The organism is Streptomyces sp. NPDC053560, assembly GCF_044544605.1.
Lineage (GTDB): Bacteria > Actinomycetota > Actinomycetes > Streptomycetales > Streptomycetaceae > Streptomyces.
This window is the reverse complement of sequence record NZ_JBITXI010000002.1, coordinates 545,249-565,418: the sequence shown is the minus strand read 5'-3', so window position 1 is coordinate 565,418 and position 20,170 is coordinate 545,249. Positions and strand designations below refer to the sequence as shown.

Below are 20,170 nucleotides of genomic sequence, written 5' to 3'. Positions count from 1 at the left end.
ACCGCCGCCTGCCGCACGAGATGAGGACGTGGGTTGCTCAAGTCTGCCCCCGACAAAGAAAAGAAGAACAAGGACCCCGAGGGGCGGATGCCCCTCGCGGAACACCTGCGCGAGCTCCGCAACCGGCTCGCGAAGGCCGTGCTGGCGATCGTGATCGCGAGCGTCGTCGCGGCGTTCTTCTACCAGGACATCATCAACGTCATCACCAAGCCGGTGCTGCAGACGGTCGGGTGCGACCTGTCCTTCTCGGAGCTGGCGCAGAAGCAGGGCGGTGAGACCTGCGCCCGCATCGTGATGATGGACCTGCTCGGGCCCTTCACCTTCGCGCTGAAGGTGTCCCTGATGGCGGGCATGATCCTCTCCTCGCCGGTCTGGCTCTACCAGCTCTGGGCGTTCCTCGCGCCCGGTCTGCACCGCAGCGAGAAGAAGTACGCGCTGAGCTTCGTCGGCGCCGGCTTCCCGCTCTTCCTGGGCGGCGCCTACTTCGCGTACAACGTCCTGCCGACCACGGCCAAGGTGCTCATCGAGTTCACCCCGCCGGGCGTCGACAACCTCGTGACGCTGGAGAAGCTGCTCGATCTCGTCACGCGGATGATCGTCGTCTTCGGCCTCTCCTTCGAGCTGCCGCTGCTCCTGGTCCTGCTGAACATGGGCGGCGTGCTCACCGGCAAGCGCATGCTCGGCTGGTGGCGCGGAATGATCATGGGCATCACGGTCTTCGCGGCGGTCGCCACGCCCAGCGTCGACCCGGTGTCGATGATCCTGCTGGCGGCCCCCATCGCCGTCCTGTACTTCGCCGCCGTCGGCATCTCGCTCATGAACGACCGCCGCAGGGACCGCGCGGTCGCCGCGGGCCCCGCCGACGACGAGGCTTCCGAGCTGGACCTCACCCCCGAGAGCATCGGCGGGATCGAGGCCGTCGACGCGCCGAAGGCCCTTCCGGAGCAGTCCGTGAACGGGCACGAGCTGGAGCGGCGCCGCAACGACATGGACGACATCACGTAACGCGTCCGCCCCGGTACGGGGTGTGCGAGGGCCGGTTCCCGGGGTGGGGCCGGCCCTCGCCGCGTTTGCGGGGTGCCGAGGATCGCGTGGCATAAAGATCGCGTGACTGTCAGAGGTGGCCGGTAGTCTCGTAGACACGATGACCGAGGACATGTCCCCTGCTGAGCGCTATGCCGCCGCGCGTGCTCGCGCGGCCGAGCAGGCCACCGCACTCTTCCCTTTCAAGGAGATGTACGACTTCGCGCTGGACGCGTTCCAGATCGAGGCGTGCGAGGCCCTTGAGGCCGGCAAGGGTGTGCTGGTCGCCGCTCCCACCGGATCCGGCAAGACGATCGTCGGCGAGTTCGCCGTCCACCTGGCCCTGGAGCAGGGCCGCAAGTGTTTCTACACCACCCCCATCAAGGCTCTCTCCAACCAGAAGTACCAGGACCTGGTCAAGCGGTACGGCGCCGAGAAGGTCGGCCTGCTGACCGGCGACAACAGCGTCAACGGCGACGCCCCGGTGATCGTGATGACCACCGAGGTCCTGCGGAACATGCTGTACGCGGGCTCCCAAGCGCTGAACGGCCTCGGCTATGTGGTCATGGACGAGGTGCACTACCTCTCCGACCGCTTCCGCGGCGCCGTCTGGGAAGAGGTGATCATCCACCTGCCCGAGTCCGTGACGCTGGTGTCGCTGTCGGCGACCGTGTCCAACGCCGAGGAGTTCGGCGACTGGCTGGACACCGTACGCGGCGACACCGAGGTGATCGTCTCCGAGCACCGGCCCGTGCCGCTGTGGCAGCACGTCCTCGCCGGCCGCCGGATGTACGACCTCTTCGAGGAGAAGGAGGGCGGCGAGCCCGGCCGCGGCAAGCGCGAGGTCAACCCCGACCTGGTGCGGCTCGCCCGGATGGAGAACAGCCGCCCCACCTTCGGCCGGGACAAGCGCCGCGGCCGGAACAACCTCCGGGAGGCGGACCGCGAGCGGGACCGCCGCCAGCGCAGCCGCATCTGGACACCCAGCCGCGCCGAGGTGATCGACCGGCTGGACAACGAGGGCCTGCTGCCCGCGATCACGTTCATCTTCAGCCGGGCCGGCTGCGAGTCGGCGGTGCAGCAGTGCCTGTACTCGGGCCTGCGGCTGAACGATCAGGCGGCGCGGGAGAAGGTCCGCAAGATCGTCGAGGCGCGCACGGCCGGCATCCCCGACGAGGACCTGCACGTCCTCGGCTACTTCGAGTGGCTGGAGGGCCTGGAGCGCGGCATCGCGGCGCACCACGCCGGCATGCTGCCGACCTTCAAGGAGGTCGTCGAGGAGCTGTTCGTGAAGGGCCTGGTCAAGGCCGTCTTCGCGACCGAGACCCTGGCGCTGGGCATCAACATGCCGGCCCGCTCCGTGGTCCTGGAGAAGCTCGTCAAGTGGAACGGCGAGCAGCACGCCGACATCACCCCCGGCGAGTACACCCAGCTCACCGGCCGGGCCGGGCGCCGCGGCATCGACGTCGAGGGCCATGCAGTGGTGCTGTGGCAGCGCGGCATGGACCCGGCCGCCGTCGCGGGCCTGGCGGGCACCCGTACGTACCCGCTGCGCTCCTCCTTCAAGCCGTCGTACAACATGGCGGTCAACCTCGTCTCGCAGTTCGGCCGGCACCGGTCGCGCGAGCTGCTGGAGATGTCCTTCGCGCAGTTCCAGGCCGACAAGTCGGTCGTCGGGATCTCGCGGCAGGTGCAGAAGAACGAAGAGGGGCTGGAGGGCTATCGCGAGGCGATGACCTGTCACCTCGGCGATTTCGAGGAGTACTCGCGGCTCCGCCGGGACCTGAAGGACCGTGAGACGGAGCTGGCCAAGCAGGGCGCGGCGCAGCGCCGTGCCGCCGCGGCCGCGGCGCTGGAGAAGCTCAAGCCGGGCGATGTGATCCACGTGCCGACGGGGAAGTTCGCGGGCCTGGCGCTGGTGCTCGACCCGGGCATGCCGTCCGGGCGGACCAACGGGCACCGCGGGCACCACGCCGAGGACGGTCCGCGACCGCTGGTGCTCACCGCGGAGCGGCAGGTCAAGCGGCTGGCGTCGATCGACTTCCCGGTGCCGGTGCAGCCGCTGGACCGGATGCGCATCCCCAAGTCGTTCAACGCGCGCAACCCGCAGTCGCGCCGGGACCTGGCCTCCGCGCTGCGGACCAAGGCCGGGCACATCCCGCCGGAGCGACACCGCAAGAAGCGGTCGCAGGCCGCCGACGACAAGGAGATCGGGCGCCTGCGCGCCGCGCTCCGTGCGCATCCGTGCCACGGCTGCGACGAGCGCGAGGACCACGCGCGGTGGGCGGAGCGGTACCACCGGCTGCGGCGTGACACGCGGCAGCTGGAGCGCCGTATCGAGGGCCGTACGAACACCATCGCGCGTACCTTCGACCGGATCTGCGCGCTGCTGACCGAGCTGGACTATCTGCAGGGCGACACGGTCACGGACGAGGGCCGGCGGCTGGCGCGGCTCTACGGCGAGCTGGACCTGCTGGCGAGCGAGTGCCTGCGCGACGGCGTCTGGGAGGGCCTGTCGCCCCAGGAGCTGGCCGCGTGCGCGTCGGCTCTGGTGTACGAGGCGCGGCAGGCGGACGACGCGGTCGCGCCGAAGCTGCCGTCGGGGAAGGCGCGGGCCGCGCTGGGCGAGATGGTGCGGATCTGGGGGCGGCTGGACGCCCTGGAGGAGGAGCACCGGATCAACCAGGCGGAGGGCGTCGGCCAGCGCGAGCCGGACCTCGGCTTCGCGTGGGCGGCGTATCAGTGGGCGTCCGGGGTCGGACTCGACGAGGTGCTCCGCGAGGCGGAGATGCCGGCCGGCGACTTCGTCCGCTGGTGCAAGCAGCTGATCGACGTCCTCGGCCAGATCGCGGCCGCAGCGCCGGAGGGCAGCACGGTCACCCGGGCCGCCCGCAAGGCGGTGGACGGGGTACTGCGCGGCGTGGTCGCGTACTCGTCGGTGGGCTAGGTCCGGTCACCCTCGGCACCGCGGTGTTGCGCGTCGGCGACGACGAGCGCGGCGGCGCGGTGCCGAGCTCCTGGCCGCGAGGCGGGTGCGCCCGGCGGACCCGGGCGCCGGGCCCCGTTCACGGCTGTCCGTCGTTCACGGCTGTCCGTCCGCCAGGGTGGGGGCGATTTCCGTGCGGGAGGAGCAGCCGAGTTTGCCCAGGATGTGTTCGACGTGGGCGTCCGCGGTGCGCTTGGAGATCACCAGGCGCTCGGCGATCTCCCGGTTGGACAGGCCCTGGCCGACCAGATCGGCGACCTCGCGCTCGCGTCGCGTCAGGCCGTTGCTCGCCTGCCGTTCGTCGTGCGTGGGCACCGCCGTGCCGGGAAAATCGGCGTCCGCCTCGGCGAGGTCGACGGTCTCCTGAACGGACAGGTCGGAGCCGAGCCGTCGCATCCGCTCGAAGCGCGCTTCCCCCAGTGCTTCGGCGGCCTCCACCCGTGCGCGGACGTAGGCGTCGACGAGGGTCGGCACGCCGAGCAGAACGGCCGCCAGGTCCTCCCCGAGCTTCTCGGCCGCGCCCACGAGCCAGGCCGCGCGACCGTGGCGCTGCTGGCCGACGGCGAGCCAGGCCAGGATGGCCAGGCAGGCGGCCACCCCGTCCTTGTCGGCCATCCGGTATTTCTGCCGGGCCCCGGCCCGCATCGCGGGGGAGGCCGCCGCGATGTCCCCGGCGCGCCAGTGCGCGAGGCCCTGTGAGATGAACACGTAGCCGCGGACCCAGCTTTCGCCGGGATGTTCGGCGAGGAGGCCCTGGGCCTCGGCGGCGAGTGCCAGTGCCTTGTGCGGGTCGCCGCCGATGGCGTGCGCGATGCCGTAGTCCATCAGCGCCTTCGTCAGGCCGGGGCCGTCGCCGAGGCGCTGGAAGCGTATGCGGGCGTCCTCGAAGGCGGGCACGGCGGCGTGGATGTCGCCGTCGAGGATGCTCTGCATCGCCGTGTACTGGGTGGCGAGGGCCAGCAGCCGCTCGTCGCCGAGCCGTTCGGCGACGGTGCGGGAATCGCGGGCCGCTGCGTGCGCGGCGTCGTGGTCGCCCTGGCGGATGGCGTACCAGCACAGCAGTCGCAGCGCGTCCGCGCGTTCCGGGACGGGCTCGGGCACCTGCTCCAGGCATCGTGACAGCCATCGGCGCCCTTCACGGAAGTACGACCCGAAGCCCCAGTAGTGTCCGAGGGAGACCGCGAAGGCCAGCGCCTCCCGGGCGTGCCCGGTCCGCAGACAGGCGTGTTCGAGGGCGGCCCGCACGTTGGCGCGTTCGCGGTCCACCGTCCCGAACAGCTCCACCTGTTCGCAGCTGCACCAGTGGTCCTCGAAGCGCTGTGCCAGCGTCCGGTAGTGCGTCAGGTGCCGCTCCCGGCAGGCGGTCGCCTCGTCGGCGCCGAGGCCGGCGAGCCAGTCGGCCCCGTACTCGCGGATGGTGTCGAGGAGGCGGTAGCGGACCTCCTCGCCGTCGGCGCCGTCCAGGCGGATGACGACCGACTTGTCGACGAGCCCGATGAGCGTTTCCACCACCTGGTGGGCGGCGAGCGTGCCGCCCCCGCACACCGCCCGTACGCCGGCCAGGTCGAAGGAGCCGGCGAAGACCGACAGCCGTGCCCACAGCAGCCGTTCGGCGTCCGTGCACAGCTCGTGGCTCCAGCCGATGGCCGTGCGGAGTGTCTGGTGACGGGCCAGTGCGGTGCGCCGGCCGCCGGTCAGGACCCGGAACCGCTCCTCCAGCAGGTCCACCAGCTGCTTGAGCCCCACCGCCCGCAGCCGGACCGTCGCCAGTTCGATCGCCAGCGGGATGCCGTCCAGGCGGCGGCAGAGCGTCTCGACGTCGGGGCGGGTCCGGTCCGTGAGGGCGAAGCCCGGGGTGGCGGCCGCGGCGCGCTGCGTGAAGAGTTCGACGGCCGTGCCGAGGGGCAGGGGCGGCACCGGGAAGACGTGTTCACCCGGTACGTCGAGGGGCTGGCGGCTGGTGGCGAGGACGGTCACTCCGGGGGCCGCGCCGAGCACGATGTCCGCGAGCATCGCGCAGGCGTCGACCAGGTGCTCGCAGGTGTCCATGATCAGCAGCAGGTGCCGGTCCAGGAGGTGGTCGACGAGAGCGTCCAGCGGCTCGGCGGTGGACTGCGGCGGGACGCCGAGCAGGGTGCACAGGGCGTTGGGCAGCAGCTCGGGGTCGCGCAGCGCGGTCAGCTCGGCCACGCAGAGGCCGTCGGCGAAGTCCTCCCGGAGGGCGGCGGCCGCGCGCAGCGCCAGCCGCGTCTTGCCGACCCCGCCGGGCCCCACGAGCGTGACCAGCCGGGCCTCGGCCAGCATCCCGCGCACCTGGGCGAGCTCTTCCGTACGGCCGACGAAGCCGGTCAGCTCTACCGGGAGGAGGGCACTGCGCCGACGGAACTCAACTGCCATGTCACCCGTCCCATGTGCGGACAGCCGGGGCGCCATACGGTACGCCGCGCGGGACACCCGGGAGGGCGGAACGGCGGCCCACCATCCGAAGGGGGGACCGGGGGGTCGCGGTGGCGGACACCGGCGTATCGGTTTCCCCTCGCGCCGGTGTCCGCTGCCGGGCGCTACGTTCCCGCCGTAGCGGACGCCGTCGGCGCCGTCCTCGCGGTACGGGTCCGCGGCGTACGGCTCCGTGCCGCCCGGAGGGCGAGGAACAGCAGGACGCCGATCGGGGAGAGCAGCACGGTCAGGACCAGCAGGGGGCCCATGACGAGCGGGTGGATGCCGAGGCGGCGGGCCTCGCGGTACATCCACTGGCCGAGGAAGAGGTCCCAGGCGATGACCTGGGCCCAGATGGCCGCCGCGCCGCCGTCCACCGTCATCAGGTCCTGGAACGAGGCCAGTTCGGGGCTCGACACCGCGGCCCAGAGCCGCGGGAAGACCGGCACGGCCAGCGCCAGGTAGACGGCGAGGACCGGCACCAGCGGCAGTGGCGAGGCGGCGATGCGGTCGGTCCACCGCCGGCCGGGCGCGAGGATCAGCAGGGCCCAGAGTGGCGCCGCGAGCCAGAAGGCGAGGTCGAAGAGGAAGCCGGTCATGCGGTGAGCTCCTGGGGACGGGCCGGGATGTCGGTGGTGTCGTCGTACGGGCGGGCGGGGGCGCGCAGTGCGGCGTACATGCCGAGGGCGGTCGCCGCGAGCAGGGCGGCGAGGGCGCCCAGCGTCGGCGCGTCCGGGCGGAGGAGCGGCTGGCCGCGCAGGGCCTGCCAGGTCACCAGGGCCAGCAGCCCGGTGTGCAGGCCCGCGGCGATCAGGACGAGCCGCAGCCGTACCCGCTCGGCCCGCAGCCGGGGTATTCGGCGGCCGAGGGTGTCGAGGGCGAGCAGGAAGAGGGGCAGGGCCTGCAGCGCGTGCATGCCGACGAAGTGCGGTATGCGCAGGTCGCCGCCGGTGGTGCTCCAGCCGGTCAGCGGCATGGCGGGGCCGCCGTCCGGTACGCCGACGCTGTGCGCGCCGACGATCTCCCGCACGCCGTGCGCGGCAGCGGCCTGCTGGTCCGGGGTGGGCGCGAGCATCAGTCCGCCGAGCGCGAGGCCGGCCAGGGCGATCAGTACGCCGAGCCGGACCGCCCGGGTGGCGGCCGGGTCGGCGCTCCGGCCGCGGCGGAACTGGAGCAGGGCGATGACGAACGTGGCGACCCACAGGACGACGATGGTCACGCCCATGGTCGCGAAGAACGCCTGGTCGAGCGGGGTGGCGAAGTTGAAGTGGCTGCGCCGTCCGCGGACGGTCTGGCCGACGATGACGGCCATCTCGACGGTGCCGGTCCCGGCGATGACCGTGCCGGCCCACCAGCCGGTACGGCTCCGCGCCGGGGACCGCCCGAGCATCCAGGCGAGCGTCAGCCCGTAGAGGGCGAAGGAGACCGAGAACTTCAGCGGTTTGAACCAGACCCGCGCGCCGACCAGCATCCGGTCGTCGGCCACGAGCCCGATCGCCGAAACGGCGGCCAGGGCGACCATGGCGAGCGAGAACCAGGTCAGTGGCGGGTGCGGTGAGGCTGCCGGACGCAGCGCGGGCAGGAGCGGAGCGGGCATGAGTGACCCCCGTCATCGTCATGTCGCGAGAATGGATAGTGGCACTTACCGCTATCTGATAGTGCGACTATCTACGATGAGGGGGCGATTCGGCAAGACCTGAAGGGAAGTGAACGGCGCGTGCGCATCGGCGAGTTGAGCCGCCGGACCGGGGTGGCGGTACCGACGATCAAGTACTACGTCAGGGAGGGGCTGCTCCCGGCAGGCCGCCTGACCAGCCCGAACCAGGCGGACTACGACGAGACGCACGAGCGGCGGCTGCGGCTGGTCCGCGGGCTGATCGAGGTCGGCGGACTGTCCGTTTCGGCCGTGCGCGAGGTGCTCGCCGCGGTGGAGGACACGGACCGGCCGGTGCACAAGGTGCTCGGTGCGGCGCACAACAGCCTGACACCGCCGCCGGGCGTGGAGTCCGAGGAGCTGGCGGGGGCGCGCGAGGCCGTGGCCGCGCTGATCGAACGGCGGGGGTGGAAGGCCGCGGCGGGCCATCCGGCGGGCGAGGCGCTGGCCGCCGCGCTGGCCACGCTGCGGAGCCTGGGGCACGGCCGGTTCGAGGAGATGCTCGACGTCTACGCGGACGCCTGCGAGCGGATAGCGACGGCGGACCTGGCCTACGTCGGCGCCGTCGCGGAGGTGGAACGGCTGATCGAGGGCGTGGTCGTGGGCACCGTCATCGGTGACGCCGTGCTCTCGGCCATGCGGCGGCTGGCGCACACGGACGCCTCGGCCCGTATCTACGGCGAGTAGGCCACCTGACGGGGGCGAGGCCGTCCGACGCACGGCAGAGGCGCCCGCCGGTGGGCGGACGCCGAGTGGAGCGCCGGGAGGCGGGCCGCCCGCCGTCCCGGGGTCAGGAGGCGGCTGCCGGCTTCTCCTGCTCGGCCTCGACCGCCTCGTTCCACTCCTTCTTGGAGGCCTGCCAGCCGTCCTCGTCGTGGCCGCGGCGCCAGTAGCCGGAGATGGAGAGGTCGGCGCGCGGCACCTCGCGCTCGACGCGCAGCAGCCGGCGCAGCTCCTTCACGAAGCCCGCCTCGCCGTGCACGAACGCCTGGACGCGCCCGGGTAGCCACTCCGTCCCGCGGACGGCCGCCACGAGCCGCTCGCCGACCGGCTCGTCGTTGCGGTGCAGCCAGACGATCTCCGCGCCGGCCGGGACCCGCAGCTTCTGCTCCTCGCGGGCGTCCGGCACCTCGATGAAGGCGCGCACCACCGCGTCCTCCGGCATCCGGGCGAGCGAGGCGGCGATGGCCGGCAGCGCGCTCTCGTCGCCGGCCAGCAGGTGCCAGTCGGCCGAGGCCTCGGGCACGTACGCGCCGCCGGGGCCGAGCAGGCGGATCTCCTCGCCGGCCTCGGCCTGCTGGGCCCACGGTCCGGCCAGGCCCTCGTCGCCGTGGACGACGAAGTCGATGGTCATCTCCAGGGCCTGCGGGTCCCAGGCGCGCACCGTGTACGTCCGGGTGCGGGGCCACTGGTCGCGCGGGAAGTCCGCCCGGATCTGCGCCATGTCGAACGGCTCCGGGTAGGTCACGCCCGGCACCGGGAAGAGCAGCTTGACGTAGTGGTCCGAGTACTCCTCGGCGGTGAACTCCGCCAGCCCCGCACCGCCCAGCACGACCCGCATCATGTGCGGGCTGAGGCGTTCGGTGTGCACCACGCGGGCGCGGTGGGTGACGGCCTTCTTACGGGCGGGACGTTCGGCGGGACGGTCTGCTGCCACGGTGGGCCCCCTGGACGTTCTGAGAATAAGTTAGGTACACCTAACCTAACAGCACATCATGAGAGTACGCCGAGGACGCGCTGGAGCGAACCGCCCAGTCCCCATCGGCCGGCCAGCTCCTCCAGCGTGGCCGGGTCGGCCGGCTCCTTCGGCACCGCCGGGTCGAAGTCGGGCAGCGTCACGTCCCTGGCGACGCGGACGACCTCGGGGGCGACCTCGATGTACGGGCGGGCCTCGGTCAGCCGCTTGCGCTGCGTGGGCGTCAGCTTCGCCGCCGGGTCGTCGACCGCTGCCATGATCCCGGCCAGGTCCCCGAAGGACGCCAGCAGCTTCGCCGCGGTCTTCTCGCCGATGCCCGGCACGCCCGGCAGGCCGTCGCTGGGGTCGCCGCGCAGCGTCGCCAGGTCGGCGTAGCCCGGGCCGTCCACGCCGTACTTCTCGCGGAGCCATGCCTCGTCGGTGAGCTGGAGGGTCCCGACGCCCTTGAGGGGGTGGAGCACGCGGATGCCGCGGGCGTCGTCGACGAGCTGGTAGAGGTCCCGGTCGCCGGTGACGATGTCGACCGGCCCGGCGGCCCGGGTCGCGAGGGTGCCGATGATGTCGTCCGCCTCGTATCCCGCGGCCCCGACGCGGGCGATGCCCAGCGCGTCCAGCACGGCCTCGATCACCGGGACCTGCGGCGAGAGCGTGTCGGGGATCTCCTCGGCGTCGGGCTCGGCGGAGCCCTCGGGGGCCTCCTCGGCGACGCGGTGCGCCTTGTACGTCGGGATCAGATCCACCCGCCACTGGGGGCGCCAGTCGGCGTCCATGCAGGCCACCAGGTCGTCCGGGTGGTGGTCCTGGAGGAGGCGGGCGATGAAGTCCAGCAGGCCGCGGACGGCGTTCACGGGCGTGCCGTCCGGGGCGCGGACCGAGTCCGGCATGCCGAAGTAGGCACGGAAATACAGCGAGGCGGTGTCGAGAAGCATCAGGCGTCGAGTCACACGCCGATGATGCCGCACCCCACTGACATCGCCTGACGTGCGCCTCCGTCACCGTGAGTCGCGTCTGGGTCGCGAGCGGGCGTGTCCGGGTCGCAAGTGACGCCGTGTCAAACCTGTGACCTTTGTGAGCCGTGCCACTGATGTGTTTGGTGTGAATAAAGGGGGGCAGGCGCGCATCCGGAGCGGAACCGGTAAGGGATTCAACTTTCTCTTTCCGGTGCAGGCGGCCCGAAGCCGTGCTGCTCCACGGCCCCTCCCCAGCCTTTCGGCCTGGGGATCACCCATGGCTGGGACGGGCCGTACCTTGGTTCAACTCGAGAGGTGTATGTGTCCAGGCTGCAAGCCGAGCACCTGTACAAAGTGTTCGGCAGACGACCCGATGACGCCGTGCGGAAACTCGAAGGCGGGGCAACCCGCGACGAGCTGCGCGCCGAGGGTACGACGGCAGCGGTGATCGACGCGTCGTTCACCGTGGACGAAGGCCAGATCTTCGTCGTCATGGGTCTGTCGGGTTCCGGCAAGTCCACGCTGCTGCGCATGCTGAACGGGCTGCTGGAGCCGACCGCGGGCAGTGTGCGGTTCGACGGCCAGGACCTGACCACGCTCAGCCCGAAAGAGCTGCGCCGGGTCCGTTCGCAGAAGATCTCCATGGTCTTCCAGCACTTCGCGCTCTTCCCGCACCGCAGCGTGCTGGAGAACGCCGCGTACGGCCTGGAGGTCCAGGGCGTGCCGAAGGCCGAGCGGCAGAAGCGCGCCCTTGAGGCGCTGGAGCTCGCGGGCCTGAAGGGCTGGGAGAAGTCCTGGCCCGACGAGCTGTCCGGCGGTATGCAGCAGCGTGTGGGCCTGGCCCGTGCGCTGGCCACGGACGCCGACCTGCTGCTGATGGACGAGTCCTTCAGCGCGCTGGACCCGCTGATCCGCCGCGACATGCAGGACCAGCTGCTGGAGCTGCAGAAGACGCTGAAGAAGACCATCGTCTTCATCACCCACGACCTGAACGAGGCCATGCGACTCGGCGACCGGATCGCCGTCATGCGCGACGGCCGGGTCGTCCAGAACGGCACCGCCGAGGACATCCTCGTCCGGCCCTCCAACGACTACGTCGCCTCCTTCATCCAGGACGTCGACCGCACCCGCGTGCTGACCGCCGGCGCGATCATGACGGACGTGGCGTCGGTGCTGGGCGGCAAGGACGCGGACGGCGAGGAGATATCCACCGCCGAGCGGTTCCGTGCCGCGGCGCCCGCCACGGTCACCGAGGACACCCCGCTCGTCGACCTGTTCGCGCCCTGCTCGGCCAGCACGGTCCCGGTGGCCGTCGTCGACGCCGCCGGCGAGCTCGTCGGCGCCGTGCCCACGCAGCGGCTGCTGGCCGTGCTCGGCGAGGCCGAGGCGGACACCGCTCCCGCCGCCGGAGTGCCCGCCCAGCAGGCTCCCACGGACGCGCCGGAGGACGCGAAGCCCGAGGACGCGACGCCCGAGGGCGGCAAGTCCGCTGACGAGAAGCCGGCCGACGCCCCCGCGGCCGAGAAGGCCGGGGACGAGAAGTCCGCCGGCGAGAGCAAGGTGATCGCCGGTGCCTAGGATCGAGATCGGCTCCTGGGCCGACGCCGCCGTCGACTGGCTGCGGTCGAACGTCGCCTGGCTCTTCGACGCCATCACCAGCGTGCTCAACACGGTGTACGGCTTCTTCCACACGGTGCTCGCCGCGCCCGAGCCCCTGATCCTCGCGGGCATCCTCGCGGTGCTCGCCTGGTGGCTGCGCGGCTTCCTCGCCGCCGTACTGACCTTCCTCGGCTTCGCACTGATCGACTCGATCGAACAGTGGGGCGCCACCATGGAGAGTCTCTCCCTGGTGCTGGTGGCCTGCCTGGTCATCGTCGTCATCTCGGTGCCGCTGGGCATCTGGGCCGCCCGCAACCGTGCGGTCAGCGGCGCGGTGCGCCCGGTCCTGGACCTGATGCAGACGATGCCGGCGATGGTCTACCTCATCCCGGGCATCCTCTTCTTCGGCCTCGGCGTGGTCCCCGGCATCGTGGCGACCATCGTCTTCGCCATGCCGCCCGCCGTCCGCATGACCGAGCTGGGCATCCGGCAGGTCGACGAGGAGCTGGTGGAGGCGGCCGACGCCTTCGGCACGCACCCGCGCCGCACGCTCTTCCGCGTGCAGATCCCGCTCGCGCTGCCCACGATCATGGCCGGCATCAACCAGGTCATCATGCTGGCGCTCTCCATGGTCGTCATCGCCGGCATGGTCGGCGGCGGCGGTCTGGGCTCCTCCGTGTACGACGCGATCAGCTCCGTCGACGTGGGCCTGGGCTCCGAGGCCGGTCTCGCGGTGGTCATCCTCGCCATGTACCTGGACCGGATGACCGGCGCCCTGAACCAGCGGGTCTCGCCGCTCGGCCGGCGCGCGCTGGCCAAGGCACAGGCCGCGCTCGGCGGCTGGAAGTTCCTGCAGTGGCGCCCGGCGACCTCACTCGCGATGGTCGGCGTGGTCGTGCTCGCGCTGGCCGCGGGCGGCATGAACGCCTTCGGCAGCAAGGGCGACGACGCGGCGGCCGGCATCGGCGGCGGCCGTTCGATCAACCTGGGCTACGTCAACTGGGACGAGGGCAAGGCCACCACGTACCTGTGGAAGGAGCTGCTGGAGCAGCGCGGCTTCAAGCCCAAGGCGCAGGCCCTGGAGGCCGGCGCGCTCTACACGGGCCAGGCCCAGGGCGACATCGACGTGCAGACCAACTCCTGGCTGCCGGTCACCCACGAGTCGTACTGGAAGAAGTACGAGAACAAGCTCGAGGACTACGGCGCCTGGTACGACAAGACCTCCCTGGAGATCGCCGTACCGTCCTACGTCAAGGGCGTGAAGACGCTCGACGACCTCAAGGGCAAGGGCAAGCAGTTCGGCGGCAAGATCACCGGCATCGAGCCGGGCGCCGGCGAGATGAAGATCGTCAAGGACAAGGTCCTCAAGGACTACGGCCTGGACGGCGAGTACAAGCTCCAGCAGTCCAGCACCTCCTCGATGCTGGCCGAGCTGGACCGCTCGATCAAGGCCAAGAAGCCGATCGCGGTGACCCTGTGGTCCCCGCACTGGGCGTACAGCAAGTACAAGCTGACCAAGCTCAAGGACCCCAAGGGCTCCTTCGGCTCCGGTGACGGCATCCACGCTCTCGGCCGCAAGGGCTTCTCCAAGGACGAGCCGCAGGTCGCCTCGTGGATGAAGAAGTTCCACCTGAGCGAGGAGCAGCTGACCAGCCTGGAGGCGGAGATCCAGGACGCCGGCAAGGGACACGAGCAGGACGGCGTCAAGGCCTGGCTGAAGAAGAACCCGGGCATGGCCGACAAGCTGGCCCCGGCCCCGGGCGCGTACGCCAAGGGCAAGGACGCCGGTGCCGCGCCGAACATCGGCTACCCGTCCTGGGACGAGGGCATCGCCACCTCCTTCCTGTGGAAGTACGTCCTGGAGCAGCGCGGCTACAAGCCGAAGATGCGCAACCTCGACGTGGGCCCGATGTGGACCGGGCTGTCCACCGGCCAGGTCGACGTGGAGATGGACGCCTGGCTGCCGGTCGCGCAGAAGCAGTACTGGGAGAAGTACAAGAAGGATCTCGTCGACCTCGGTGCGTGGTACGACAAGACCTCCCTGGAGATCGCGGTGCCTTCCTATGTGAAGGGCGTGAAGTCCATGGAGGACCTGGGCAAGCGCAAGGACGAGTTCAAGGGCAAGATCATCGGTATTGAGCCGGGCACCGGCCAGATGAAGCGCCTGAAGAGCAAGGTCCTGCCCGCGTACGGCCTGGAGGACATGAAGGTCACCGAGGCCGGTACCAGCGCCATGCTCGCCGAGCTGGAGCGGTCCTACGCCAAGAAGGAGCCCATCGCGGTCGTCCTGTGGTCGCCGCACTGGGCGTACGACGAGTACGACCTGACCAAGCTGAAGGACCCGAAGGGCACCTGGGGCGCCAACAACCAGATCAAGACGGTCGCGAACAAGAGCTTCCCCAAGAAGTACTCCGAGTTCAACGGCTGGCTGAAGAACTGGCACATGGAGCCCGAGGAGCTGGCGAGCCTGGAGCAGGCCGTCAACAAGGCGGGCACCGGCCATGAGGAGGAGGGCGTCAAGAAGTGGGTCGACGCCCACCCGGGCATCGTCGACGAGATGGCGCCGGTGAAGTGACGCCGTACCGGTTCTGACCGGCCGTCGCCTTCGCAGGAACGGGCCCCGCCACCGCACTCCGGTGGCGGGGCCCGTCCGCGTCCGCGCGGGCCCTACGGTGGGGCGATGACCTCTCACGCCGTCGTACGCAAGGTGGTCTCGCTCGTCCCCTCGCTGACCGAGGCGGTCGCCGGTACCGCGCCCGAACTGCTGGCCGGCGTCACGGACTGGTGCAGCCACCCGGCCGGCCTCGACGTCCCGCGCGTCGGCGGGACCAAGAACCCCGACACCGCGCGGATCGCGGCGCTCGCCCCCGACCTGGTGATCGCCAACGAGGAGGAGAACCGTCCCGCCGACCTCGCCGCGCTCCGCGCCGCCGGGCTGGACGTGCTCGTCACCGAGGTCCGCGACCTGCCGCAGGCCTTCCGCGAACTGGACCGCGTCCTCGTGCGCGGCTGCGGACTGGCCCGCCCCGGCTGGCTGGACGCGGCGGAGGCGGCCTGGCGCGAGGTCCCGGCCTACGACCCGCCGCGGTCCGCTGTGGTGCCGATCTGGCGGCGTCCGTGGATGGTCCTCGGCCGGGCCACCTTCGCGGGCGACCTGCTGTCCCGCCTGGGCGTCCGCAACGCCTACGCGGACCACGCCGACCGCTATCCGAAGATCCCCCTCGACGAGTTGAACGGCCGCGGCGCCGACCTCGTGGTCCTCCCCGACGAGCCGTACCGCTTCGCCGCCGACGACGGGCCCGAGGCCTTCCCCGGGCTGCCCGCCGCGCTGGTCAGCGGCCGCCATCTGACCTGGTACGGCCCGTCGCTGGCGGAGGCTCCCGGGGTGCTGCGCGCTGCGCTGGAAGCGGCCGCATAGCGGTACGGGCGGCGCACCGGCGTCGCCAGCCGGTGCGCCGCCCCGGGGACAGTCGCGTGCGTCAGGCGGGCGTGGGGGCCGGCGCGGAGGCGGGCGGCGCGAGGAGCGTGCCCCGGAAGAGGCCGCGGGCCGTGTACACGAAGGCCGTCAGCCAGCCCGCCACCAGGAGCAGGTACAGGCCGACGGTGAGCCAGTCGTAGAGGGCCAGGCCGGTGTGGCCGGCCAGCCCTGCGGCGCCGGTGACGCAGGTGCCGACGGGGAAGGTGAACGCCCACCAGGTCATCGAGAAGCGCATGCCGCCGCGGAACGCGCGGGCCACCAGCGCGGCGGAGAACAGCAGCCACAGCAGCGCGAAGCCCATCACCGGCACGCCGTACAGCACGGAGAACGCGGTCATCGCCGAGCTGTACGAGGAGCCGGCGGCGGGCGCGGCGTTCGCGAGGTTGCTCACCGCGGTCGTGGACTGGCCGAGCGGGCCGAGCACGAGGACCAGCGCGGGGGTCGCGGCGAGCGGCAGCGGACCGTGGTGGATCAGCCGGGAGAGCACCAGAGGCAGCATGGCCAGCACGGTCAGCAGGGACAGGCCGAACATGCCGTAACAGCCCAGCAGCATGGCGGACCGCCACTGGCCGGCGGGCAGGTGCGGGATCAGCCCCGGGCCGATGGCCGCGGAGACCATGGGCGCGACGATCGGCAGCAGCCATGCGGGGGAGGCACTGCCGACATCGATGCGGTGCCGGGTCACCATCAGGTACGGCACCGCCGCCGCTGCTGCCAGCCCGGTCACGGTCCCCGCGACCCACAGGACGCCGTCCACCGCCACCGCCGCGGACAGCCCGATCACGTCCTTGCCGACGGCGAGCGTGCCGCCGCCGACCGCCAGCAGGGCCATCGCCAGGCAGCCGTAGAACGGGGCCACCGCCGGGTCGAGCAGGTGCGCTCGGGCCTGGTCGGTGTGGCGGATCCAGTGCGCGGCGCGGGCGACGAGCAGGACGGCCAGCAGGACGGCCGACAGCGCCCAGACGACTTCGAGGACGGCGCGCAGAGCGGCGGAGTGCGCCGGGAGGGTGGCACCGGCGTTGGCGATGATGGCCGTGCCCATGACGGCGGCGTACCAGTTGGGGCCGAGGTGCCGTACGGAGCCGCGGGTGCGGCCGCCGGGACCGGTCACCGGGCGGGAGCGGGGATGCGCGAGGGTAGCCATGGCTCCAGCGTTCCGCCGCGGGCCCCACCCCACCAGGGGCCATTCCTCTATGAGGGCATAAGCTGAAGTTATGAGTGGTGAAGCGGAGCGGACGCACGGGGACGGCGCGGCGGAGGGTACGGCGGAAGGAGCGCACGACGGCCGGCTGGCGCATCGCGTCCCGGAGCTGGGGGCGCTGGAGCTGCTGCTCGCCGTGGCCCGACTGGGCAGCCTGGGCCGCGCCGCCAAGGAGCTGGGCATCACCCAGCCCGCCGCGAGCAGCCGGCTGCGCGCCATGGAGCGGCAGTTGGGCGTCGGGCTGGTCGAGCGCTCGCCGCGCGGCTCCCGGCTCACCGACGCCGGTGCGCTGGTCACGGACTGGGCGCGGCGGATCGTGGAGGCGGCCGAGGCGTTCGACGCGGGCGCGCAGGCGCTGCGGGCCCGCCGGGACTCCCGGCTCCGCGTGGCCGCGAGCATGACCATCGCCGAGTACCTCCTTCCCGGCTGGCTGATCGCCCTGCGCTCCCAGCGCCCGGACACCGCGGTGTCGCTGTCCGCCGGCAACTCCACCGTGGTCGCGGAGCGTGTGCTCTCCGGCGAGGCCGACCTCGGCTTCGTCGAGGGCCTGGACGTTCCTTCCGGCCTGGACGGCGCGGTCATCGGCCACGACCGGCTGATGGTGGTCGCCGCCCCGTCCCACCCATGGGCCCGCCGCCGCACCCCCCTGACCGGCCGCGAACTGGCCGCCACCCCCCTGATCCTCCGCGAACAGGGCTCGGGCACCCGCCAGGTACTGGACGCGGCCCTCGCGGCCTGCGGCCCCCTCGCACCCCCGCTCCTCGAACTGGCCTCCACGACCGCCGTGAAGGCCGCGGCGGTCAGCGGCGCCGGCCCCTCGGTCCTCAGCGAACTCGCCGTCGGCGAGGAACTGGCGGCGCGACGGCTGGTCGAAATCCCGGTCCCGGGCATCCGCCTGGGCCGCGACCTGCGCGCGGTCTGGCCCACGGGCCAGCGTCCGACGGGTCCTGCCCGGCATCTGCTGGGGCTGACGCGGGCGATGGGCTGAGCAGCACGATGACGGGCTCACCTCTCCGACTGAGCTTCGCTCTCGTCACGCTCGTCAGCGCGCGTCCAGGAGTTCTTGGCACACCTCCGCGCTGGTCGGCCGGTCATCGGGGTTGGGGCTCATCATCTGCTCGATGAGGCTGCCCAGCGGTCCCGGTACGTTGATCCGCCGGTGTGGTGTGGTTGCGATGGCGCACCGCTGCTCCTCGCGAGAGGCATCGTCGGGGTAGTCCACGTGACGCCAGCCGGTGGCGGAGATGAACCAGGCCGCGCCCAGCGCGTAGACGTCCGCCTGCTGTGTGGGTACGGCGGTGTCGTGTTCCAGGAGGGCGCGGGAGATCTCCGGTGCTTCGTAGTGCACCAGGCAGCCGTGGTAGCGGAAGTCGTAGTCGTCGGGGACTACGCCGCCGTGTGCCAGCGCCAGGTCGATGAGAGTCGTCTCGGTCGCGCCGATGATGAAGTGGTTGGGCTGGACGTCTCCGTGTGCCCAGCCGTGTTCGTGCAGGCTGGCAAGTGCTGCGGCGCAGGAGTGCGCTTCTGCAAGGTCGGGCGGCGCCGGCTTGGTCGGGTGCCGGTGTGGTTTCCATAGGTCGAACAGCGATTCTCCCTCGCGCCACGGCTGTGCGCTCCACGTGCCCTCCTCCCACTCGCCGCAACGGATGTCCTCAGGGATGAGCTGGCACAGGATCGAGGCTTCTCGTGCGGGCGCGAGCGCCGTCCACTCGTGCGTCTGGCTGCGATACCCCAGCTTGACGGCTTGTCGGCCGCCCGGCGTCAGCATGTCCCACACGGTCGAGCCTCGCCTGTTGATGACAAGTCGTCTGCTCGTCGGCGCGAGCGTGCTTTCGACATGCTTCGGGAGGTCGAACGGTCCTCGCCCAGACATCTATGGATCCTTCCAGCGGGGGGCCGGCCCCTGGCGCAGAGCCGGCCCCATGGTCACAGAAAGCGAGGGCCGGTCAGCTGAAGTAGTCGCGGCCGTCGTCGGAGTCGCCGGTCGGGGGGTTGCCGGGGACCTCGTCATCTTCCTCGCCGCCGCGAACGGTGGCCATACGGAGCAGTGCTTCCTTGAGGTTCACGTGTCTCCTTCGGGATATCGGCGCGGAGGCTGTCTCCGTACCGCTGTGCCTTTGCTGACCCGCTCCGGCCAGGAGACTGCATTGGGGCCGGGCGAAGCGGGGGTCTTCAGGCCGCCTACGACGGCGGAGTGACGGCGGCTCTTGTCACTGGGCGTCGAGCTGGGCCAAGCCGACCGCGTAGGCGTCGCTCTTGAACACGCACCAGACGGCCTTGCCGCGGCGGGGGTGCGGGGCGACGCCCCATGCGTCGGAGCACGCGGCGACGAGGACCAGGCCGCGGCCGTGCTCGTCGTCCTTCGCCGCCGCGCGGCCGTTGCCGGCCCATACATCGCCGAAGTCGTGCACCTCGACGCGGACCAGGCTCTCGTCGACCACCAGTCGGACGCGGAAGTCGTAGCCGGTGGGGGCGTACCGAATGGCGTTCGTGACCAGCTCTGACACGCACTGGTCCAGGCCCTCGGGTGCGAAGTGGGTGGGGGCGAGCTGGTTGAGCCGGCCGGAGACCCATGCGCGTGCCCGCCCTGCGGATTGTGCGATGGGGGGATAGAGGGCATCGGCGGTGTATGGCTCACCCACGGCGGCCCCCGAGGAGGATGGCGACGGCGAGGACAAACCAGAGGACGGCCAGAACCGTGAGGGAGGCGGTGGACGGTCGCGCGCCGCGGCTCACCGCTCCGCCGCCTGGCACAGCGCGAACAGCCACTGACAGTCGCGGGCGAGTATCTGGACCTGGGCGAGGTGCGCGAACTGGTCGTGCGGAGCAACGCTCTCCGACAGCTGCTGGTCGATGGCGTCCAGTCGGGAGATCTGCAGAGGCCACTCGGTCTTGCCGTGCCAGAGGCGGTCGGCTGCCTCGCGGGCCGGGCCGATCAGCAGGCCGATGTGACTACGCAGCAGCGCCTCGAAGCGGCGAAGGTTCGCGATGTCGATGCGCCTGCTGCCGGCGCTGAGCGCCGTGATGATGGTGTCTCGGATCGTCTCCGCGTCGACCGGCGCATCAGCGGTGGTGACGGGCGATTTCCCGGCCGGCGGCCGTGCACGCTCGGTGTCCATGCAAGGACCGTACGGGCGCCGTGCCGGG

Annotated in this window: 16 protein-coding genes; 7 read left to right on the top strand and 9 right to left on the bottom strand. The window is 71.6% G+C overall.

The annotated features are described in order from the left end of the window. Positions 1 to 33 precede the first annotated feature (33 nt). A complete protein-coding gene (gene tatC, locus ACIGQF_RS05810; RefSeq protein ID WP_399705945.1) occupies positions 34 to 1,005 on the top strand; it encodes a twin-arginine translocase subunit TatC in 972 nt (323 codons plus the stop codon). A 139-nt stretch (positions 1,006 to 1,144) separates the two neighbouring features. Further along, the gene (locus ACIGQF_RS05805) at positions 1,145 to 3,970 is read left to right on the top strand and encodes a DEAD/DEAH box helicase (protein ID WP_399705943.1); all 2,826 of its coding nucleotides are present in this window, start codon (positions 1,145 to 1,147) and stop codon (positions 3,968 to 3,970) included. A gap of 135 nt (positions 3,971 to 4,105) precedes the next feature. Here the strand turns inward: ACIGQF_RS05805 and ACIGQF_RS05800 are convergent, their stop codons facing one another. The 3 genes from ACIGQF_RS05800 to ACIGQF_RS05790 form a co-directional block, all read right to left on the bottom strand. Continuing rightward, a complete protein-coding gene (locus ACIGQF_RS05800) occupies positions 4,106 to 6,406 on the bottom strand; it encodes an ATP-binding protein (RefSeq protein WP_399705941.1) in 2,301 nt (766 codons plus the stop codon). 164 nt (positions 6,407 to 6,570) lie between these two features. Then, the gene (locus tag ACIGQF_RS05795; RefSeq protein WP_399705938.1) at positions 6,571 to 7,044 is read right to left on the bottom strand and encodes an ABA4-like family protein; all 474 of its coding nucleotides are present in this window, start codon (positions 7,042 to 7,044) and stop codon (positions 6,571 to 6,573) included. Further along, positions 7,041 to 7,967, bottom strand: coding sequence for a hypothetical protein (locus tag ACIGQF_RS05790; RefSeq protein WP_399706388.1), 927 nt, complete (start codon positions 7,965 to 7,967; stop codon positions 7,041 to 7,043). Before ACIGQF_RS05790 ends, ACIGQF_RS05795 begins: the two co-directional genes overlap by 4 nt. Before the next feature lie 195 nt (positions 7,968 to 8,162). Between ACIGQF_RS05790 and ACIGQF_RS05785 the strand changes: the two genes are divergently transcribed. After that, positions 8,163 to 8,786: a MerR family transcriptional regulator gene (locus ACIGQF_RS05785; RefSeq protein ID WP_399705937.1), complete on the top strand. Its 624-nt coding sequence runs from the start codon at positions 8,163 to 8,165 to the stop codon at positions 8,784 to 8,786. Positions 8,787 to 8,889: 103 nt separating this feature from the next. Here ACIGQF_RS05785 and ACIGQF_RS05780 read toward each other — a convergent pair whose 3' ends face one another. Both ACIGQF_RS05780 and ACIGQF_RS05775 read right to left on the bottom strand, forming a co-directional pair. Further along, positions 8,890 to 9,756: a siderophore-interacting protein gene (locus ACIGQF_RS05780; protein ID WP_399705936.1), complete on the bottom strand. Its 867-nt coding sequence runs from the start codon at positions 9,754 to 9,756 to the stop codon at positions 8,890 to 8,892. A 56-nt stretch (positions 9,757 to 9,812) separates the two neighbouring features. After that, positions 9,813 to 10,724 (bottom strand): 5'-3' exonuclease H3TH domain-containing protein, encoded by a 912-nt coding sequence (locus ACIGQF_RS05775; RefSeq protein ID WP_399706386.1) that lies wholly within the window; start codon positions 10,722 to 10,724, stop codon positions 9,813 to 9,815. A gap of 342 nt (positions 10,725 to 11,066) precedes the next feature. On the opposite strand from ACIGQF_RS05775, the gene ACIGQF_RS05770 reads away from it, so the two are divergent. The 3 genes from ACIGQF_RS05770 to ACIGQF_RS05760 all read left to right on the top strand — a co-directional run bounded on the left by ACIGQF_RS05770 (position 11,067) and on the right by ACIGQF_RS05760 (position 15,762). After that, positions 11,067 to 12,323 carry a betaine/proline/choline family ABC transporter ATP-binding protein gene (locus ACIGQF_RS05770; RefSeq protein ID WP_399705934.1) on the top strand — a complete coding sequence of 419 codons (1,257 nt, stop codon included), beginning with the start codon at positions 11,067 to 11,069 and terminating at the stop codon, positions 12,321 to 12,323. After that, the gene (locus ACIGQF_RS05765; RefSeq protein WP_399705931.1) at positions 12,316 to 14,919 is read left to right on the top strand and encodes an ABC transporter permease/substrate binding protein; all 2,604 of its coding nucleotides are present in this window, start codon (positions 12,316 to 12,318) and stop codon (positions 14,917 to 14,919) included. The genes ACIGQF_RS05770 and ACIGQF_RS05765 overlap by 8 nt, the downstream gene beginning before the upstream one ends. 105 nt (positions 14,920 to 15,024) lie before the next feature. After that, positions 15,025 to 15,762 (top strand): helical backbone metal receptor, encoded by a 738-nt coding sequence (locus ACIGQF_RS05760; protein ID WP_399705928.1) that lies wholly within the window; start codon positions 15,025 to 15,027, stop codon positions 15,760 to 15,762. 61 nt (positions 15,763 to 15,823) lie between these two features. On the opposite strand, the gene ACIGQF_RS05755 is transcribed toward ACIGQF_RS05760, so the two are convergent. Next, entirely contained in the window at positions 15,824 to 16,966 is a 1,143-nt protein-coding gene (locus tag ACIGQF_RS05755) for a TDT family transporter (protein WP_399705926.1), read from the bottom strand. Between the two features lie 70 nt (positions 16,967 to 17,036). Between ACIGQF_RS05755 and ACIGQF_RS05750 the strand changes: the two genes are divergently transcribed. After that, positions 17,037 to 18,011: a LysR family transcriptional regulator gene (locus tag ACIGQF_RS05750; protein WP_399705925.1), complete on the top strand. Its 975-nt coding sequence runs from the start codon at positions 17,037 to 17,039 to the stop codon at positions 18,009 to 18,011. Between the two features lie 54 nt (positions 18,012 to 18,065). Here ACIGQF_RS05750 and ACIGQF_RS05745 read toward each other — a convergent pair whose 3' ends face one another. The 3 genes from ACIGQF_RS05745 to ACIGQF_RS05735 all read right to left on the bottom strand — a co-directional run bounded on the left by ACIGQF_RS05745 (position 18,066) and on the right by ACIGQF_RS05735 (position 20,142). Beyond that, positions 18,066 to 18,791, bottom strand: coding sequence for a protein kinase (locus tag ACIGQF_RS05745; protein ID WP_399705924.1), 726 nt, complete (start codon positions 18,789 to 18,791; stop codon positions 18,066 to 18,068). Positions 18,792 to 19,233: 442 nt separating this feature from the next. Then, positions 19,234 to 19,665 carry an ATP-binding protein gene (locus ACIGQF_RS05740; protein WP_399705922.1) on the bottom strand — a complete coding sequence of 144 codons (432 nt, stop codon included), beginning with the start codon at positions 19,663 to 19,665 and terminating at the stop codon, positions 19,234 to 19,236. A 90-nt stretch (positions 19,666 to 19,755) separates the two neighbouring features. Beyond that, complete coding sequence (locus ACIGQF_RS05735; RefSeq protein WP_399705920.1) at positions 19,756 to 20,142, bottom strand: DUF6415 family natural product biosynthesis protein; 387 nt, start codon at positions 20,140 to 20,142, stop codon at positions 19,756 to 19,758. Positions 20,143 to 20,170: the final 28 nt, after the last annotated feature.

What these genes read in the sequence shown, in the direction of transcription:
- ACIGQF_RS05800 (WP_399705941.1), bottom strand. Translation starts at nt 6,406, where the DNA reads ATGGCAGTTGAGTTCCGTCGGCGCAGTGCCCTCCTCCCGGTAGAGCTG.
- ACIGQF_RS05750 (WP_399705925.1), top strand. Translation starts at nt 17,037, where the DNA reads ATGAGTGGTGAAGCGGAGCGGACGCACGGGGACGGCGCGGCGGAGGGT.
- ACIGQF_RS05775 (WP_399706386.1), bottom strand. Translation starts at nt 10,724, where the DNA reads ATGCTTCTCGACACCGCCTCGCTGTATTTCCGTGCCTACTTCGGCATG.
- ACIGQF_RS05805 (WP_399705943.1), top strand. Translation starts at nt 1,145, where the DNA reads ATGACCGAGGACATGTCCCCTGCTGAGCGCTATGCCGCCGCGCGTGCT.
- ACIGQF_RS05790 (WP_399706388.1), bottom strand. Translation starts at nt 7,967, where the DNA reads ATGGTCGCCCTGGCCGCCGTTTCGGCGATCGGGCTCGTGGCCGACGAC.
- ACIGQF_RS05760 (WP_399705928.1), top strand. Translation starts at nt 15,025, where the DNA reads ATGACCTCTCACGCCGTCGTACGCAAGGTGGTCTCGCTCGTCCCCTCG.
- ACIGQF_RS05745 (WP_399705924.1), bottom strand. Translation starts at nt 18,791, where the DNA reads ATGCTGACGCCGGGCGGCCGACAAGCCGTCAAGCTGGGGTATCGCAGC.
- ACIGQF_RS05735 (WP_399705920.1), bottom strand. Translation starts at nt 20,142, where the DNA reads ATGGACACCGAGCGTGCACGGCCGCCGGCCGGGAAATCGCCCGTCACC.
- ACIGQF_RS05755 (WP_399705926.1), bottom strand. Translation starts at nt 16,966, where the DNA reads ATGGCTACCCTCGCGCATCCCCGCTCCCGCCCGGTGACCGGTCCCGGC.
- ACIGQF_RS05795 (WP_399705938.1), bottom strand. Translation starts at nt 7,044, where the DNA reads ATGACCGGCTTCCTCTTCGACCTCGCCTTCTGGCTCGCGGCGCCACTC.